Here is an 18104-nt window from a genome sequence, read left to right as displayed (position 1 = left end):
GGGCCCGTGCAACGTCGCTGAACAGCAACTTTGTCGACTCTGACACGCGCCGGCCCCATGGCGTCAAGAGCGCTCTGCCACAACCAGGTCCGGGGGCGGGCGACTTGCCGCCTACTGACCGCTCCGAGACCGAAGTTCGAGTCGGACGAGAGGGTTTCGCCCCGCTTCGTCGTGCATCCGTCATGCGCCCGTCTTCCGGCCGTCCATCGGTTTTGCGTCGGTTCGAGCCGGGAGGGCGAGTGGACGTCACCCGGCCCTGAGTCGGGGCTCATTCGGGACAACGTCGGACAGGACGTCGCAGGGTGACAGCTGTTGGCCCTATGATTTAGGTTAGGCTTACCTAAACGTGGGGGCACGGATGCAAGGAAAGCGACACCACACCCGGCAGGAGGACTGGGCCGACGAGGTGGTGGCCTGGTTCGGGTGCCAGGAAGAGACGGAACGGGCACTGCGCGAGGCGCTGCACCGCCCTCCCAGCCAGCGGGAGGAGACGGTGGCCCGCATGGCCGACGCGGTACGAGGGGCCGCCCAGGGACTGACCATCCCCGGGTGCGCCGCCGCCGCGGGCGTCGCGGAACGCACGATGCGGGAGTGGCTGGCCATGGACGCCAGCTTCGCCGCGGCGGTCCGCGCGGCCCAGGGCCTGGCCGAGGCCCACGGCCTCGACCCGCGCACGGCGCCGACACCCGCCGCGCTCCAACTCGTCCTGAACGCCATCCGCAAGGGCGCGGCATGGCCGGCGGCCGCGGGGCTGGCCGGCATCTCCGTACGCGGCTTCAACCGGCTGCGCTCCGAGGCGCCGCTGGTGGGCGCCCTGGTCGCGGCGGCCCAGCGGGCCCGATCCGTCAGGTCCGCGGCCGGGCCCAGACGGACGCCGCCCGCGTCGAAGCCCCGGCGGCCCGGCTACCGGATCGTCGTCCTGGACGATCCGCTGTTCTCGCCCTGCGCGCCGCCGGGCGGCGCGGGGGACGACTCGCCGACCACCGCGAGGCGGCGCTCCGAACACTACGAGGCGGCCCCCGGCCCCGAATGAGGCGACCCGGGACCCGCGTACGCACCGCCGGGACGGAGCGGAGCCCCGCGGCCCCGCTCCCGCCCCGCCACGGCCCGCCCGGATCACCGCGTCGGGAGCGGGCTCACTCCTCCCACGGGGGATCCATCTCGTCCAGGTCGAAGGGCGGCTCGTCCTCGAACGGTGGCTCCGGGTGGTCCTGCGCGGCAGCGGTACGCGACGGCACGCCCGGACCGCCGGCCCCGCCCGCCGCCGGTCCGGCGGCGACCTCGGCGAGGGCGGCGAGCACGCCCTCCCCGTACTTGGCGAGCTTGGCCTCGCCGACACCGCCGATCGTGCCCAACTCCGCCACCGTCGCGGGCAGTCCCGTCGCGATCTCCCGCAGCGTCGCGTCGTGGAAGACCACGTACGCCGGTACGCCCTGCTCGCGCGCCGTCGCGGCCCGCCAGGCCCGCAGCGCCTCGAAGATCGGCACGGCCGCAGCCGGCAGGTCGACCGGCACCCGCGCGCCCTTGCCCGACCGGGACCCGGAACCGGAACCGGATTCCTTGCGGGACGGGGTCGGCGTCTTCTCCTTGCGCATCGTGACGGTGCGGCGCCCGGCGAGCACCTCACCGCTCCCGTCCGTCAGGACGAGCGTCCCGTAGTCGCCCTCCACGGCCAGCAGCCGCAGCGCGAGCAGTTGGCGTACGACACCGCGCCACTCGGCGGTGCCCAGGTCCGCGCCGACGCCGAACACCGACAGCCCGTCGTGGTCGAACTGGATGACCTTCGCCGTCTTCTTGCCCTGGAGGATGTCGATGATCTGGCCGGCGCCGAACTTCTGGCGACGCTCCTTCGCCAGCCGCCACACCGTCGACAGCAGCTTCTGCGCCGCCACCGTCGCGTCCCAGGACTCGGTGGGCGTCAGGCACGTGTCGCAGTTGCCGCACCGCTCGCCCGACTGCCCGAAGTACGCCAGCAGCCGCACCCGACGGCACTCGACGGTCTCGCACAGCGCGAGCATGGCGTCCAGGTGCGCGGCCAACCCGCGGCGGTGCGCCTCGTCGCCCTCGGAGCCTTCGATGAGCTTGCGCTGCTGCACCACGTCCTGGAGCCCGTACGCCAGCCAGGCCGTGGCCGGCTCGCCGTCACGGCCCGCGCGACCGGTCTCCTGGTAGTAGCCCTCGACCGACTTCGGCAGGTCGAGGTGGGCGACGAACCGGACGTCCGGCTTGTCGATGCCCATGCCGAAGGCGATCGTCGCGACGACCACGACCCCGTCCTCGCGCAGGAACCGGGCCTGGTTCGCGGCGCGCGTCCGGGCGTCCATGCCCGCGTGGTAGGGCACGGCGTCGATGCCGTGCTCCACCAGGGAGGCGGCGGTCTTCTCCACCGAGGACCGCGAGAGGCAGTAGACGACGCCGGCGTCCCCGTCGTGCTCGGTGCGGATGAGGTCGAGCAGCTGCTTGAGCGGGTTGTTCTTGGCGACGATGCGGTACTGGATGTTCGGCCGGTCGAAGCTCGCGACGAAGTGCCGCGCCTCCTCCAGCCCCAGCCGCGCCGCGATCTCCGCGTGCGTGGCCTCGGTGGCCGTCGCGGTCAGCGCGATCCGCGGCACCTTCGGCCAGCGCTCGTGCAGCATCGACAGCGCGAGGTAGTCGGGCCGGAAGTCGTGGCCCCACTGGGCGACGCAGTGCGCCTCGTCGATCGCGAAGAGCGAGACCTCGCCCCGGTCCAGGAGCCGCTGGGTGCCCTCCGTGCGCAGCCGCTCGGGCGCCAGGTAGAGCAGGTCCAGCTCACCCGCGACGAACGCCTGCTCCACGGCCTGGCGCTCGTACGGGTCCTGCGTGGAATTGAGGAACCCGGCCCGCACCCCGAGCGCGGTGAGCGCGTCCACCTGGTCCTGCATCAGCGCGATCAGCGGCGAGATCACCACGCCGGTACCGGCTCTGACCAGGGCGGGGATCTGGTAGCAGAGCGACTTGCCGCCGCCGGTCGGCATGAGCACGAGGGCGTCACCGCCGCCCACGACCTGCTCGATGATCTGCTGCTGCTCACCGCGGAAGGAGTCGTAGCCGAAGACGCGGTGGAGCACCCGCAGAGCATCGGCGATCTCGGGGGACGCGTCCGAAAGGGCCATTGGAGAAGCCTAGCGCCGCCCGCCGACACCCCCGACCGGACTACCGTCCGTCCCCGGTCCTCCCCTGGCCCTCGGAGTCCCACACCAGCCGGCCGGCGCGCAGGACCCGGCTGCGCCGGACCCCCATCCGCCCCGTGCTCCGCACCAGGTACGAACCGTCGAGCTGCCCGTAGACCTGCCGGCGGCGCTCCTGGAAGAAGGTGCCCACCTGGACGGTCCGGGCGGCCTCCTCCAGGGCCCGCTCGACCTCCTCGCGGGTCCCCTCCAGCTCCCGGACGATCTCCAGGTGACCGCCGTCGTCGCCGCCGTACTCGGTCACCTTCTCGGCGGTGATGATCCACCGCGCCCGCGCCCCGTCCACCACGCCGCTCCCCTGATCGGTCCGCACCCGGCACCCGCCGGCGCCGTCCGCCGCCCGGGCGGGCGGCGCGCACGACGAGAAGGCCCCGACCTCCTCGCGGAGGCCGGGGCCTTTGATCGAGCGCTGGGCAGGCCTTGCACCTGCATCCCCCCACAGGAAGTGGGGTGCCTTTCCTTGGACCACCAACGCGTGGCCCGCTTCGTCGCTTGCGCGGGGCGGCGGGCTCAAGATCGACTATAGCGGCACCGGAGCCCCCGCCGCAAACGCGCCCGCCCGCGGCGCCGCCGCTCCGACCGCATGGCATCCGAACTCCCTTGCGGATCAAGCCAATTGGTCACACAACGAGTTGGCCGAAACCTCCCCCCGCCGGGCCCGAACCCCTATCCTGCCGAGGGGGACGCGGAGCGGCGGTGACGCCACGCGCGAGGGGGCGTCGATGGACGAGGGCAAGGGTCTGGTCATCAGCGGGATCATCGCGGCCGTGGCCACGGTCGTGGCCGCGGTCATCGTGACGTCCTGCTCCGGTTCGAACGGGAAGTCCGACGGACCGTCCATCGACCAACGGGGGGAGATCAACGTTGTCTGTGGCGACGACGCCGACTGCGGGAACGGGCTCCGCTAGGTTGTCGCGGCTCCTGTGCGCGGGGGTGGTCGCCGCCCTGCTGCTCACCGCCGGCTGCACCTCGAACGAGTACCACCAGCAGGGCGGCACCAACGTCAACTGCGGCGACACCGCGGAGTGCGGCAACGACCACGGCGACAACGGAGGGGGCCGCACCCCGGACCCGACGAAGACACCGTCGGACACCCCCTCCCCCTCCGACTCCGCGTCACGGACCTCCTCGCCGACGCCGACGAGGACGCGCACCGCCACGACCGGCCGGACACCCACCCGCACGCCGAGCCGCGGCCCGTCGCCGACGCGCACGAAGGCCCCGACCGACCTGTCGGCGTACCCGACCGCCACCCTGTACGCGAACGGCGCCCCGCTGTTTCGGGTGGTGTGGGTGGAAACCCCGAAGAACGAGGTCGAGTTCACCGGGGTGGGGCGCACCCAGATCCGCGAACGCGGCGCCGAGGGCGTCGGTTACCACATGCGGCTGCCGTCCACCTCGACGTTCCGGGTCAACGGCAGCGGCGGCAGCCTCGACTACGCCTTCGTGGGCTCCGACAGCCGCCTCCTGCACGTCCGCAACCCGGGAACCTGCGCCTCGGGCTGCGCCGCCCTGAACCCCACCCGCGACGGCACCCCGCTCCCGTACACGACGATCCTCCAGATCCCCTCGGGCCGCCTGTCCACGATCCCGGCGGGCGCCCTGATGACGTACCGCCTGGACTGAGCCAAGGCGGCGGCCCGCACCCGGGCTTGGGGGGGCGTCGTCGAGGTGCGTGCGAGGATGGCGCGCGTGACCACATCGTCCTCCTCCCCCGTCGCCGAGGGCACGCCCCCGGGCGGCGGCCTGGGGCCCCGTACCGCCGCTGCGCTCGTGTTCGGATCGTCGGCCGCGGTGCTGGTGGTGGAGATCGTCGCCCTGCGACTCCTCGCCCCGTACCTCGGCCTGACCCTCGAAACCAGCACCATGATCATCGGCATCGCCCTCACCGCGATCGCCGCCGGCTCGTGGATGGGCGGACGGATCGCCGACCAGGTCGACCCGCGCCGGCTCATCGGGCCCGCGCTCGGGCTGTCGGGGGCGGTCGTGGCGCTCACCCCGGCCGTGCTGCGGACCACCGCGGAGTGGGCGCCGGCGCTGCTCTTCCTGATCGCGTCCCTGACCATCCTCGTGCCGGGCGCGTTGCTCTCGGCGGTGACGCCGTTCGTCACCAAGCTGCGCCTGACCAGCCTGGCCGAGACCGGGACGGTGGTCGGCCGGCTGTCCGGCGTCGGCACCGTCGGCGCCATCGTCGGCACGGTCCTCACCGGCTTCGTCCTCATCTCGCGGCTGCCGGTGAGCGGCATCCTGATCGGCCTGGGGAGCCTGCTGGTGATCGGCTCGGCGCTGGTCGCGTGGCGCACGCGCGGAGGGAAGACCGGGTGGAAGGGTGCCTCGGCCCTCACCCTCGTCGTGGTCGCCGGCGCGCTGGCCTCCACGGTCGCGCCCGGTGCCTGCGACACCGAGACCCGCTACCACTGCGCGCGCGTCGTCGCCGATCCCGACCGCGACGGCGGCCGCACGCTCCTCCTGGACGGCGTGCGGCACTCCTACGTCGACGTCGAGGACCCCACCACCCTCGAATTCGCCTACGTACGGGCCATCGCCGCGGTGGTCGACGCCGCCTTCCCCAAGGACAGGGCGCTGGCCGCCCACCACCTGGGCGGCGGCGGGCTCACCTATCCCCGCTACCTCGCGGCGACGCGACCCGGGACGCGCAGCGCGGTCTCCGAGATCGACAGCGGGGTCGTGCGCATCGACCGCGACCGACTGGGGCTGAAGCCCGGGGCCGGCATCGACGTCCGTGTGGAGGACGGCCGGCTCGGCCTGCGACGCCTCGACACCGCCGGCCTCGACCTCGTCGTCGGCGACGCCTTCGGTGGCGTCAGCGTGCCCTGGCACCTCACCACGGCGGAGGCGATGGCCGACGTGCGGCGGGTGCTCTCCGACGACGGCCTGTACGTCGCCAACCTCATCGACCACGGCGAGCTGGCCTTCGCCCGCGCCGAAGCGGCCACCCTCGCCGAGACGTTCGAGCACGTCGCCCTCGTCGGCGCGCCCTCCGACATCGGCCTCGACCCGAGCTCCCGGCCGCGGGGCGGCAACCTGGTGCTGCTCGCCTCCGACCGCCCCCTCGACCCCGCCGCGACCCAGCGGGAGCTGGACGCCCGCGGCTCCGGCTGGCGGATCGCCACCGGCGACACCCTCACCGCCTGGATCGGCGACGCCCGCCCGCTCACCGACGACCACGCCCCCGTCGACCAGCTCCTGACGCCCTACAGCCGCCCGACCGCCCACTGACCACCCCGCCCGGCGGGCCGGGAGGCGGCGACAACCGCCGTACGCGCCCGCCGGAATTCACGACAGCGGACGACCCCGACCGCACCGTTTCCGGACACGGAAAAGGCCGCCCTCTCACGAATGAGAGAACGGCCTCCGACGTGCGTGAAGCACAGTCGGGACGACAGGATTTGAACCTGCGGCCCCTTGACCCCCAGATCGATGGGTCGGAGGGAAATTCATGACATATGCCGCAATCTGAGGATGCACAGCGTGCACATCCATACGTGCTGTGCGCCCATCAACATGGGCGCTGGTCCCCAACTGGTCCCCAAGGGGCGCCACCTGGCCCTCGGGCCCGACCCCGTCACAGACGGGCGCCACGTGGAAAGCGGCTCAGGGAGCGGGGTGACGCCGCGTCCGTTCGGCTCGGCGCCGCAGGTCGCGGATGACCTCATACCAACGCCAGGAGCCGTCCCAGTCGCAGTCCTCGTGCCCGCCGGGCTCCCAGTCCACGAACTCGTCCAGCTGCTTAATCAGGGCATCCGGTTCGACAGGAGCGCGGTAGGTGCGATCGTCGTCGAGCTGGCCGGCCTCACCACGCCCTCCACCCTCCAGGGCGTTGACCGCCAAGCCGACGGCCTGTTTGCCGTTGCCGGCCTTCTGCGCGACGAGGCTCGGGTTCGCCAGCCCGGTGCAGTTGCTCCATGGGGGTGGCAGGATGCTCGGTCATGGCAACGAGAGACGTCAGCGATGAGGCGTACGTCGTCGGGTTGTGTGAGCGGATCCTCCGGGAGAACGCCCTGACGCAGCACAGGTTCGACTGGCTGCTCGGAGATCCCGGATCAGGCGGCCGACGAGTCCAACTGCCGGTCGACGCCTATTGGCCGGGCCATCAGCTGGTGGTCGAGTACCGCGAACTGCAGCACGACCAGCCGATGCCCCACTTCGACAAGCCGAACCGCCTCACCGTCAGCGGTGTGCACCGCGGCGAACAGCGCGCCCTGTACGACGCCCGGCGCGAAGAGCAGATCCCCGCACACGGGCTGCGCCTGGTCCTCATCCGCCCCGCCGACCTGGATGCGGACGGCCGCGGACGACTGCGCCGCAACGAAACGGCCGACCTGGAGGCACTGAAGAAGATCCTGGCCCGCGCCAGTGACGAGGACCGGGTCACCGACACCTTCCGCACCTGGCTACTGGCCGAAGGCTGGGCACCCATCGATCCCACGGACCGGTGGACCGACCTGGAGGCCGTACGCGGCCGGGAACGGCTGATCTGCGAGGCCAAGGGCCGCACCAGCGAGAAAGGCGTCGACGCCGACATCGCCTATGGCCAACTGCTGCGCCGCATGACGAGCCAGGACCCGCACACGCGCTACGCCCTCGTCGTGCCGTCCTCCTCCCTCAAGGCCGCCGCACGCGTCCCGGCCCACGTCCGACAGCTCCTGCGCATCGACGTCTACGAGGTGACGGATGACGACCGCGTGTGCCGGCTGACCGACTGATCGGTGCCGGTTACCGCGTCGGATAAGGCTTCATCACCAAGGTGTCCTCCGAAGCCCACGCGCCGAGCGCTACCTCGTTGTACGAAGCAGTGTCCTCAACAGCGCCCAGGAAGTCGTAGCCCGTCCGGCAGCCCTGGATGCCAGCTCGTGCTGCCGGAGTACCGCGGGTGACGGTTCACGAACTGAGGCACCTGGCCGCCACCATCACCGCCGGCGTCCCCCTCCCCGTCGCCTCCGAGACCCTGCGGCACTCCACCCTGTCGACCACCGCCAGGCGTAGGCGCTTCGACCAATCCTCGAGCTGGCACCCCTCGTTGCGGCGGTCTGCAGATACCATCCAGTTTCCAGGCTTGGGGGACTCTTCTGATGGGTGCGTCCAGCCTCATCGCGCTCCATCGCAGAAGAGGAACGGACGCCCAGTGAGCAGTGCTCGTGCTGGCGGGCGGGTGCAGCCTGCTCGTTCTGGTGACCCTAAGCGGGTCGGCCCTTACCGGATCATCGGCCGCCTTGGCTCGGGCGGCATGGGTACGGTTCACGCGGGCCTCGATCCGATCGGACTGCGGGTCGCCGTCAAGGTCGTCAACGCCGCGCAGGCCGAGGACCCCGAGTTCCGCGCCCGCTTTCGCCGTGAGGTCCAGCTCTCCGCCCGCGTCCAAGGGCCGTGCCTGGTACCCGTGCTCTCGGCCGACCCCGACGCCGAGACCCCGTGGCTGGCCACCACCTACATCCCGGGCCTGACCCTCAACCAGCACCTGACCGCCCACGGTCCGCTCACCGGCGGCACCCTCTACGCCTTCGCCACTGGCACCGCCCAGGCCCTCGCGGCCATCCATGCCGCCGGCGTCGTTCACCGGGACGTCAAACCGCAGAACGTCATCCTCAACCCCGCCGGGCCCCGCGTACTGGACTTCGGCATCGCCCACGCCGCAGACGGCACGTCCGTCACCCGAACCGGCGTGATGACTGGCACCCCTGGATGGATCAGCCCCGAGCACTACCGCACCGGCACCACTGGCCCCGAAGGCGACCTGTTCGCCTGGGGAGCTCTCGTCGCATACGCCGCCACCGGCCGCCTGCCGTTCGGCACAGGATCCCCCGACGTGGTCGCCTACCGCATCATGTCCGCCGAACCAGACCTCGACGGCTTCCCCGAGGGACTGCGCGGAACCGTGGAGAAGGCACTCACGAAAGACCCCGGCGAGCGGATCACCGCCTACTCGGCAGCGGAGGAGTGTGCCCACCTCCTCTCCGCTCAGACAACCCAGGTAGTTACCGTCGACGCAGGGCTGGAACCGACCACGGTCCGCGACTTCGTGGCCACCGAGTGGCACGTGCCCGGCGCGGAGGACCCCGCCTGGCAGGCTCCTGCCGCGTCGGCCCGCAAGCGCACGCTCATCGTCCTCGTTGCCGCAGCGGCCGCCGGCGCTGCCGTCGCGGGCGGCATCGTGGCCTTCGACTCCAAGGGCCAGGTTGACCCGGACGCCAACTCAAAAGGCACGGTCAGCTCTGCAGCGCCCTCCGGCAGACCTGCCGCAGCCACGGCTTCCGCCACCACGGGCGAAATCAGGACCGCGCCTCCGGTCGATCCACGAACCATCAAGGTCCCCAAGAATCCACTGGCAGGAGTACCCAACCCCGCCTACACCCGAGCCGGTGACGAGTCCCAGCCGCACCCCGACACATGGCGGACCAGCACGCGCGCCAGCACTCCCCAGGAACAGGAGGCCGAGCAGGCAATCCGCGACCACATGACATCCATGCTGGCCACCAAGGACATGGACTTCATGAAGCCCACGATCACGTTCAACCTGCGCGCGCAGACAGTGATCGTGACCGGCGGACCGGTCCCCCAGCTTCCTGAGAACTACCAGGAGGTATTTCGCCGGGCTGGGCATATGGCCGCCTGCACAGCCCTCGCCCACCAGCTCAAGGACAACCCCACCACCTGGCCCTACGGCCGCTTCTCCATCCACTGGAAGACATCCGACGGTGACACCGAGGCAGCCGCGCTCGGCTACGGAGAGGCCACCAAGGGCTGCCTTACCGAGATCGCCGGCCAATGGCACGGCGACGAATCCGGCATGGCAACCGCGGAACTCCCCAGCAGCGACAAGGTAGAGATCCGCGTCGCCGACGCCACGGTCAAAGCCATCACCACCACCTGGAACGCCAACACCCCAGAGACGAACGAAGCCCCCCTCAGCACAGGCGACGGTATCAACCTGGGCTTCGATCCCGTCGAAAACGCCGCGTACGTATGGACCGACGACCCCAACAACCGTTTCGCCAGCCGCGCCGCTCAGTCCAACCTCAAAGGCGCCGTAGAGGAGGCTCTCTGCCGCAAACTCATGGAGGAGTTCAACACCAACAAGAGCTGGAAGTACACGCGCTGGACCGTCGCCGTCCGCAACGCGTACACCAATGGCCGCCAGTTCATCGGTTCCGACACCTGCACTCCGTGAGCCGCTCAGAGCGGCGCAAGCTACCGCCTATCACCCACCTCCTTGCGGACGAAGCCGACGACTGCTTCGAAGTCACCCGCCTGGTGAGCAGCCGCGTATGTCCGGCACGCAACGCTTATTACTGCGACTTCGTCCAGCATGAGACGCGCAGCCACTGTCTGGGCGTAGTCGTGGTGATCAGCTACGCCGGCAAGCACCTCGTCCAGGTCGATCGAGTACGGCACGTCGGCGAAGTGGCTCTTGACTGCGGGGTGCGCGAAGACCTCTTTCTCCGGTGGTTCGGTACCGGGCAGAGTCCGGACGCCGCCGGTCCCGTCATGCGGCATGTCTCCGTCGCTGAGCCCGACGGCGCGCACCTTCGCCTCGCGCAGCAACTTCACCGCCTTTGGAATCTCCTGACCGCCTCCGATGGTGAGGAACGAGCAGCCAGTGAGAAGGTCGGGGTCGACCGTGCGGAAGATCTCAGTGGCGAGATGGCGCGCGAACTCATCCTCTACGCAAACGGTCATACCACCAGGGATACGGCCTTCCCGCTGGAGGTGCGAGTCGATCTGGTAGGTACTGAGCCCGTGCGTGGCCGTCACGTCTCCCGTTGGCGTGCGTCGCAGGTAGACGACCGAGTCGCGGCCTAGCTGTCCGAGGATCGCAGAGCTGTGCGTGGTGATGATGATCTGGTGCCCACGCCGCAGGGCCACCTCGACAAGATATTTGGCGAGGCGGACCTGAGCGTCGCCGTGCAAGGAGGTCTCGGGCTCTTCCAGGATAATGAGGCTCTTGGGCGGCGCCGTCTCCATGGTGTTCACCATGTAGAGCACTCGCCCCTCCCCGGTGCCCATGTGGTTCTCGGAGTAGCGTCGGCCGCTGCGACCCGCCATCGCGAGCGTTGCCGTCTTCCGCGTGGTCAGCACTTCGGTGAAACCCAGGTGTTCGTAGGGAACCGCCAAGATCCACCCGACGTGGTTGGCAGCCGTCGCGTCGAGCGGATTCGCCTCTCCCAGCTCCAAACTGGACCCGCCGTAGATGGACAGATCACGCTTCTCAACCTTCGGAATGAACTGCGTGAAGCCGCGGTAATAGGTGGCCCGCTCAGGCTGCCGCTTGTAGCCGGACCACTCCTTCGCGGCCCGCGTCACTGTGACTTGTTGAACACCCAATCCGCTGTCCGCAGCGTAGAGGTACTGCACCTGGGCGCCAGTGGTGAAGGGTTCGGGATCAGCCACAGATACGGGGAAAAAGTAGGCCACGTAGTAGCGGTGCCAGGGGTGGTCAGTCGGCTGGCGGAACGCAGCTGCCGCGAGCTGCACGACCGTACTCTTCCCGGTGCCGTTCAGACCCGAGATGGCCGTGACGGGTGACTTGAACTCCAGGGTCAGGTCCGCCACTCCGCGAAAGCCCTGGACTCTCATCCCCAACAGCATCGGGCCGAACGTCGGGTATCGCGCCTTCTCGAACTTCGTACCCAGCTTCCGGACCCTGTCATCATGACTCATCTACACATCATCCCTGGCCCTGCCAAGAATGTTACCGAAAAGCCCAGTTCGCAGGGCCTGCCTCCGGACGACAGGTGGATCAAGCTGCCTGCGGGACGGCATCCAGGAGGAGGTCGTCGTTCCGCCCAGTTGTAAGTGCACCGACAAGCGATCCGGGGCCCGTCTAGCCTCGGTCAGCATTGCCGATCGCCTCGACCACGCCGTAGGACCCCAACAACAGCAGGTTCAGCAGATCCAGGACCTCGGACCGGCGCGCAGCGGAACGGGCCTGGACACGGGCGTGGACCAACAGCTCGCCGATCTGGTGACCCGCACCCTGACGCCGCGATCCGCACCCGCGGCAGTCTCGCCGGGGCCGTGATACAGACCGATCACGGGCCCAGTACACGAGCCGGTGCTTCGCCGAAGCCTGCGGGCTGGCAGGGGTGCAGCAGAGCATGAGCGCGGGTCGCGTCCAGCGCAGACAACGCCGCGGCGGAGAGCTGCAACGAAAACTTCAAATGAGAGACGCTCAAGGGCCGAAAAGGCTGGACGGGCGAGTCCGAGGCGCTACTCAACGGCTTCCGCTCGCTAACCCGCCACAACACCCGGCGCCGGGATTCCCGGCTCGGCTGGCCAGCGATCCCCGATCGCCTTCGAAAACGCCCTCCAACCAACATCAACTACCCGGACACAAGCCGCATAGGCGTGTTCAAAATCCGGGGTCAAGGCCCCCATCAGAACGCAGACCATCTGCACATTGTTGAGTAATTGTCAAGATCTGTGGATCAGTGAGGCACCGAAGAAGTGGGCCTTACCGAGTGACGAAACGCAGGCAGGGGCCGGTCGGGCACCGTCAGGATGTGCCTACGTTCGTGCCCTACCGACCTTCCTGAGAGGGCGTGCTGGCCCACCTGCGTGGGAACTCCACACGTCAAAGGTCACGTTCCTGCAGGTCAACGAACGCCGTCGGTTGTTCGGGACCCTGCGCCTCGTGGCCACCCGGCGTCACGGCATGCCCGCACCGTGATGCCCCGGCTGCACACTGCGGACGGGCTACGTCATCAACTCGATGTGCGGATGCTCGGGCTCGGCTGGGCAGACGAACAGGTGCTGCCGGTAGCCGCTGCCTATCTGGACGCCGGTCGCGTTGTAGCCGCGGTGGCCGGGGTACGGTCCAGCGCCTGGGTGGGGGTGCGGTGACCAGCTGTTCGCGTCGTCGTCCCCTTCCTCGAAGGTGGCGACGGTCATCAGAATCTCCATGCCGGTGCCGCACTCGGAGCAGTGCTGCGGGCTGGGGTCGGTAGAGCTCCAGCCAGCCCAGCCGCCCACCTTCCAGCCGGGCGCGTTGGACAGCACAAGGTCGTAGTACGTATCCGGGGTCAGGTCTTCCTCTGCGGCCTGCGGCACACTCCACTGCTCGATCTGCTTCTGCAGTTCTTCGCTCAGCTCCAGATGGTCGGGGTACTCGGTGATCTGCTCCGGTTCGAGTACGCACGGATCCGGTAGATAGCCGTCGAACTGCACTGCGGGCGGCTCGGGGGGCGTGTCGAGGACGTCGGTGACGGCGGCTGACGAACGCCAGAAGAGCAGGGTCCTAGGCATGATCGGATGATCGAAAGGGCACCACAGAACCTGCAGAAGGTCCTTGCCCTCCGGCGGGCTCAGATCGGGCACATCCCGTACGTACAGCTGCGCGACGGGCAGCATCGCTATGGGGCCCTCGTACGGCTGAACCGCCACCCTCACCGGATACGTCTGAGGGGGCCGGATCCGCGCCAGAGTCTCCCGCTCCTCCGGAGTCATTTCCCGGCCGTGGGAGGCGGTGAGGATCCGTCGTTCCAGCCGCAGATCCGCTGGGGACCGGGCTGGGTTGATGCCGTCCACCACATGCGGTTCCTCGCAGTGCGGCCACGGCTCCTCAGCGGGCCACAGCAGCGGCCCGCCGATCGAGCTGTCGTGCCATGTCGGCGCCCCAGGGCGGGGGTGCAGGCGGGTCGCCGTGCGGGCCAGCGGAGCCAGTTGGGGAAAGACCGCGACAACGTCGATCGGCCGTGGCGGAGTGACAGGAGTGACATTCATGGCTGCAATCTTGCCAACCGCCTCTGACAACGGCCCTCGTGGCCGCCCCACGACGAGCTCGGGATCCCACATACGTGACCGAAGCCATCACCGCAGGTCAGCACATTTCGTCGGTGGCCCTCAGTTGAGGTGGATCACGCTGCGAGGGTCTCGTCTCGTTCGACGAGGAGGCCGTTCTCGAAGCGGGCGCCGGCTCGAACGAGGGCGACGAGGTGCGGTGCGGTGACTGCTCGCCAGCGGGCCTGGGCGGACTCAACGAGTTTGAAGACCATCGCAAGGGCCGCGGCCGGGCTGCCGGCGCCGCGGGTGACCTTGGTCCGAAGCTTCACGGTGGAGAAGGTCGATTCGATCGGATTCGTTGTCCTGAGGTGGACCCAGTGCTCGGCGGGGAAGTCGTAGAACGCCAGCAGCTCGTCGACCTCGCCGGTGATCTTCTTGACGGCCTTGGGGAACTTCGCTCCGTAGGTCTTCTCGAACGCGGAGACCGCCTTCTCGGCGTGCGCACGGTCCTCGGCGTTGTAGATCTCCTGCAGAGCCCTCTTCGCGCCGGGCTGCGCGGACTTCGGCAGCGCGTTCGAGACGTTCCTTGTTTTGTGAACCCAACACCTCTGATGGCTGGCCTGCGGAAACACCTCCGCCAGCGCCCTCCACAGGCCCATCGCACCGTCGCCGACCACGAGCATCGGGTCGCGCATCCCGCGCCGCCGACAGTCGCGCAGCAGGTCCTCCCAGGACTCGGTGGACTCGCGCAGACCCTCAGTGATCGCGATAAGTTCCTTGGTGCCGTCGACGCGGACGCCCATCAGGACCAGGAGGCAGGAGTGTGTCTGGGACAAGCGGATCTTGGGATGAACCCCGTCGGCCCAGACGTAGACGTAGTCGGATCCGGCCAGGTCACGGCGCTGGAACTCGGCGTGGTCGGCGGTCCACTGCTGCGTCAGCCGGGTCACCGTGGCCGGCGACAGCCCGGCCGAGGAGCCCAGGAACTGTTCCATCGCCGGCACGAAGTCGCCCGACGACAGGCCGTGGAGATAGAGCAGCGGCAGCACCTCGCTGATCTTCGGGGACTTCCTGCACCACGGTGCCAGGATCTTCGAGGAGAACCGCTGCCGTTCACCCGTCGTCTCGTCGACCCGCTTGTCGTTCACCCGTGGGGCGGCCACCTCGACCGGCCCAGCAGCCGTGGTCACGGTCCGCTGCCGGTGCCGGCCGTTGCGGACCACCAGTCGTCGACCTGCCTCGTCACGCTGCCCGGCGAGCTCGGCTATGTACTGGTCCACCTCCGCCTCCAGGGCGGCGGCCAGCATCCGCCGAGCACCCTCGCGGACGATCTCGTCGATCAGGGAACCAGCCTCGGTGGTGCCTTCTTCGTTGACCACTCTGAGCACAGGTGCGCCTTCCCGACCCGCGTTCGTAGCGCGGGCCTACTCGGTGACTTGACGATCACTCACTCGGGAAGGTAAGCCCTTCGCGCGTCCTCCAAAGGAGCTGATCCACAAGTCCTGAGCATTGCTCCACATTGTTTGGAAGGCAGCGGAGGCAGGGGACCATGCAGCGGCGTGGGAAGCCGCAGAAGACCTGCACAGGTCAGGTCGGCATGCTGAGGCCCTGGTTATGTACCAGCGGGCGGCGGGCGGCGCCGCCTTCGCCGCTGCCCGGAGAAGAGCTGCTGGTCTCCTCCAGAAACTGGGCCGCACCGAGGAGGCTGTCGACGAGTACAAAGAGGCAGCCGTGCAGGGCCACCTCTTCTCAGTCCATGCCGCCGTCGAACTCATGCTCAGCCAAGGCCAGACCGATACAGCCGCTGCGTGGATCAAGCAACTCGCCGAGCAGACCGACCTCGACGTGCTCGACACCGCCATCGCCCTGCTCAAGCAAGCCGAGCATGACGTCGACATCACCCAGTGGCTGCGCGATCTCGCCGATAAGGGGCGTCCAGGTGCACTGGGACGAGCAGCCGACCTCATGCAGCAGGACGGCCAGGCCGAAGAGGCTGCGGATTAGCTCACTCCCCTGGCAAACAACGGGTGCCTGGGGTGCCGAACCACTCGTGGCTGAGGCGTTGGAAGAGACCGGACACAATAGCGAAGCCGTCGAGTGGTACCACCGAGCAGCTGAGTCTGGGTATCCGAGCGCCCGCAGCGCCTTGGCCCACCTCTCCCCAGCCCAGGCCGCGCCTGACGCAGCACGGTAACTGACTCGACTTGGGCGAAATCAGCGCCGCCCGCCAGGAGTCAGCCATACGGCTGCCGCCCCCGCTACGCTTCCGCTACGTCGCGGATCAGCCAGCCGCGGTCTTCCAGGGTGGCCAGATGGGGTGCGGCATGATCCCGCTGGATGGCAAAGGCAAGGAGATGGCTGGGTCGGGTGGCGCCCACGAAGATCAGTTGCATGGCCTGCTTCACCGTTGCGGACGCTCGCAGAAGGTCGCCGTGTCCGGCAAGGAAGGCGATCGCCTGCCCTACGTCGTACTTCTTACCTGTGCGTCCGAGGCAGTCGAGGAGCAAGGTCGCGGCATGGGTTTCGCCCTTGGCGCTCTGGATCGTCCCGGCAACGGCCGTGCCGTGTCGGGCAGGCAGCCCGACCTGCAGGCCGGCATCCTCCAGGGAACTGTCCAGGCTGGACAGGTTCAGTACGGCCCCATCCGCCAGGTCCCGAAGGCCGGCGGCCAGGCGGGAGGTGAGCTCAGCCCACGCCTTTGGTTCCTCCACCGATCCTGTGAGCAGGTCTAGGAGGACGGCTCTGGTACGCCCGCCCGCGGTAGCGGGTGACCGGTCCAGCCTGCTGAGCGCAGGCAGCGGCGACGCCGCACGCGAGTGGGTGGGACAGGTCGATGCACGGATCCCGTTCCACAGGTCGACCGCTGCCGCGTGGCCATCCCCGGCCGCCCATCGGGCCCGTGCTAGTCGCACGATCGGGAGGAGCAGCCCCCGCATCGCGGTCGTCTCCTCCTCGTCGGCGCCCAATCCCGGGACGTAACAGGCCAGGCTCTGTGGATACTGCTGTGCGGCTCCTCGCTGCTTCCGGGCGCCGAGGACTCTCGGGGGACTGGCGGCCAGCAGTTCCTCGGGGACAGTCGATGCCGCCAGGCGTTCGAAGGAGGGAACGACCTCGTGGACCGAGCCCTCGTCGAACAGGAGCAGGGCGACCGTGCCTTCGGGACCGGCTCCAACGATCTCCTGGCGGCGGTGGACAGTAAGCTGACCGGCGAGGCTCGCGATCCTCGCACCGAACCGCCGGCTCACAGGTAGCTCCCCAGCCATCGGCATGGGGAACGACGATGCACTCACCCCTTCAGTCCGGTTGCCGGAGAAGATCCGCTGGTTGACGTCTCCAACACGTTGTACGACGGTGCCACCGGCCCCGAATACCTTGTCGAGTAGGCGCTGCTGCACGGCGTCCGTGTCCTGCATCTCGTCCAGGAGCACGAACGGAAACCGCCCCGCTACGGCTTGCGCGAGGTCGGGTGCCCGGGCGAGATGGCGCTCGGCGATGGCGTACATGTCCGAGAACCGGAAGATGCCGGACCAGGCGATCCGATGTTTGAGGGCCGTGAACTGCTTTCCGCTATCCGAGTCCGCGCCGAAGGGGAGAGAGCGGAAGGATGCCACCTTGAGCTCCGCGCCGTCGCAGACGTAACACGCGTCAGAGAGCAGCCGTTGCCCGTCGCTCTGGTGTTGAAGCGTCGTTCGCAGCTTCGCGTAGTCCCAGCTGCTGTGCAGGATGCGCTGGGCGGCCGCAGCGTACGCGTCGTCGTCCACCACGAGAACCCGTCCGCCCTGACCGCGGATCGCGGGAGCGGCGAGGAAAGTGTGCGTGAAGGACTGGATCGTCCCGATGAAGTGCGGGTAGCGCAGCAGTCCGCGGCCCGCTGAGTTGACGGCGATTCGGTTCCTGACCTCGTCCTTCGCCGTGTTGGTGTGGGACAAGACGCACACGCCGCGGGTGGCCGATCTCCAACCCCGTGCGAGCAGGGCAAGCTTGAGTCCGATCAGGCTGGTCTTCCCAGAACCGGGGGCCGCCTGCAGGTCCAAGGTGTACAGGCTCTGCAGGAAGTCCCATTGCTCCTGATGCGGAAGAGTGAGCCCCATTCCAGCGGCAGCGGCATCGACCTTCCCCTTGGACAGCGCGTCCGGCGTCAGCGGTAGCTCCATG

Annotated in this window: 14 protein-coding genes; 7 read left to right on the top strand and 7 right to left on the bottom strand. The window is 69.1% G+C overall.

Annotated elements, in window-relative coordinates:
• Positions 1 to 358: 358 nt before the first annotated feature.
• The gene (locus tag ACZ6ZI_RS16900) at positions 359 to 1033 is read left to right on the top strand and encodes a hypothetical protein (protein ID WP_469521118.1); all 675 of its coding nucleotides are present in this window, start codon (positions 359 to 361) and stop codon (positions 1031 to 1033) included.
• A 103-nt stretch (positions 1034 to 1136) separates the two neighbouring features.
• Here ACZ6ZI_RS16900 and recQ read toward each other — a convergent pair whose 3' ends face one another.
• On the bottom strand, positions 1137 to 3134 hold the full coding sequence (gene recQ / locus ACZ6ZI_RS16895) for a DNA helicase RecQ (RefSeq protein ID WP_469521116.1): 1998 nt from the start codon (positions 3132 to 3134) through the stop codon (positions 1137 to 1139).
• Between the two features lie 40 nt (positions 3135 to 3174).
• Positions 3175 to 3522 (bottom strand): hypothetical protein, encoded by a 348-nt coding sequence (locus tag ACZ6ZI_RS16890; RefSeq protein WP_469521115.1) that lies wholly within the window; start codon positions 3520 to 3522, stop codon positions 3175 to 3177.
• Between the two features lie 409 nt (positions 3523 to 3931).
• Between ACZ6ZI_RS16890 and ACZ6ZI_RS16885 the strand changes: the two genes are divergently transcribed.
• From ACZ6ZI_RS16885 to ACZ6ZI_RS16875, 3 genes are all read left to right on the top strand, one after another.
• On the top strand, positions 3932 to 4117 hold the full coding sequence (locus tag ACZ6ZI_RS16885; RefSeq protein ID WP_363054946.1) for a hypothetical protein: 186 nt from the start codon (positions 3932 to 3934) through the stop codon (positions 4115 to 4117).
• Between the two features lies 1 nt (position 4118).
• On the top strand, positions 4119 to 4835 hold the full coding sequence (locus ACZ6ZI_RS16880; protein ID WP_469521112.1) for a hypothetical protein: 717 nt from the start codon (positions 4119 to 4121) through the stop codon (positions 4833 to 4835).
• 66 nt (positions 4836 to 4901) lie between these two features.
• A complete protein-coding gene (locus ACZ6ZI_RS16875; protein ID WP_469521109.1) occupies positions 4902 to 6449 on the top strand; it encodes a fused MFS/spermidine synthase in 1548 nt (515 codons plus the stop codon).
• 375 nt (positions 6450 to 6824) lie between these two features.
• Here the strand turns inward: ACZ6ZI_RS16875 and ACZ6ZI_RS16870 are convergent, their stop codons facing one another.
• On the bottom strand, positions 6825 to 7061 hold the full coding sequence (locus ACZ6ZI_RS16870; protein WP_469521106.1) for a hypothetical protein: 237 nt from the start codon (positions 7059 to 7061) through the stop codon (positions 6825 to 6827).
• A gap of 98 nt (positions 7062 to 7159) precedes the next feature.
• Here ACZ6ZI_RS16870 and ACZ6ZI_RS16865 point away from each other — a divergent pair, with 98 nt between their 5' ends.
• Together ACZ6ZI_RS16865 and ACZ6ZI_RS16860 are read left to right on the top strand one after the other, a co-directional pair.
• Positions 7160 to 7936 (top strand): hypothetical protein, encoded by a 777-nt coding sequence (locus ACZ6ZI_RS16865; RefSeq protein WP_469521104.1) that lies wholly within the window; start codon positions 7160 to 7162, stop codon positions 7934 to 7936.
• 419 nt (positions 7937 to 8355) lie between these two features.
• Entirely contained in the window at positions 8356 to 10398 is a 2043-nt protein-coding gene (locus ACZ6ZI_RS16860) for a serine/threonine protein kinase (RefSeq protein ID WP_469521101.1), read from the top strand.
• Between the two features lie 20 nt (positions 10399 to 10418).
• On the opposite strand, the gene ACZ6ZI_RS16855 is transcribed toward ACZ6ZI_RS16860, so the two are convergent.
• From ACZ6ZI_RS16855 to ACZ6ZI_RS16845, 3 genes are all read right to left on the bottom strand, one after another.
• The gene (locus ACZ6ZI_RS16855; RefSeq protein ID WP_469521098.1) at positions 10419 to 11888 is read right to left on the bottom strand and encodes an ATP-dependent nuclease; all 1470 of its coding nucleotides are present in this window, start codon (positions 11886 to 11888) and stop codon (positions 10419 to 10421) included.
• 1035 nt (positions 11889 to 12923) lie between these two features.
• Positions 12924 to 13949 carry a hypothetical protein gene (locus ACZ6ZI_RS16850; protein ID WP_469521095.1) on the bottom strand — a complete coding sequence of 342 codons (1026 nt, stop codon included), beginning with the start codon at positions 13947 to 13949 and terminating at the stop codon, positions 12924 to 12926.
• Positions 13950 to 14083: 134 nt separating this feature from the next.
• On the bottom strand, positions 14084 to 15337 hold the full coding sequence (locus ACZ6ZI_RS16845) for an IS256 family transposase (RefSeq protein ID WP_469521092.1): 1254 nt from the start codon (positions 15335 to 15337) through the stop codon (positions 14084 to 14086).
• Between the two features lie 226 nt (positions 15338 to 15563).
• Here ACZ6ZI_RS16845 and ACZ6ZI_RS16840 point away from each other — a divergent pair, with 226 nt between their 5' ends.
• Positions 15564 to 15953: a hypothetical protein gene (locus tag ACZ6ZI_RS16840; RefSeq protein ID WP_469521090.1), complete on the top strand. Its 390-nt coding sequence runs from the start codon at positions 15564 to 15566 to the stop codon at positions 15951 to 15953.
• A 254-nt stretch (positions 15954 to 16207) separates the two neighbouring features.
• Here the strand turns inward: ACZ6ZI_RS16840 and ACZ6ZI_RS16835 are convergent, their stop codons facing one another.
• Positions 16208 to 18103 carry a UvrD-helicase domain-containing protein gene (locus ACZ6ZI_RS16835; RefSeq protein ID WP_469521087.1) on the bottom strand — a complete coding sequence of 632 codons (1896 nt, stop codon included), beginning with the start codon at positions 18101 to 18103 and terminating at the stop codon, positions 16208 to 16210.
• Position 18104 lies beyond the last annotated feature (1 nt).

This window comes from Streptomyces sp. NPDC103540 (genome assembly GCF_055584445.1).
The sequence above is the reverse complement of the archived record's forward strand: the minus strand, read 5'-3'. Positions and strand labels throughout refer to the sequence as shown.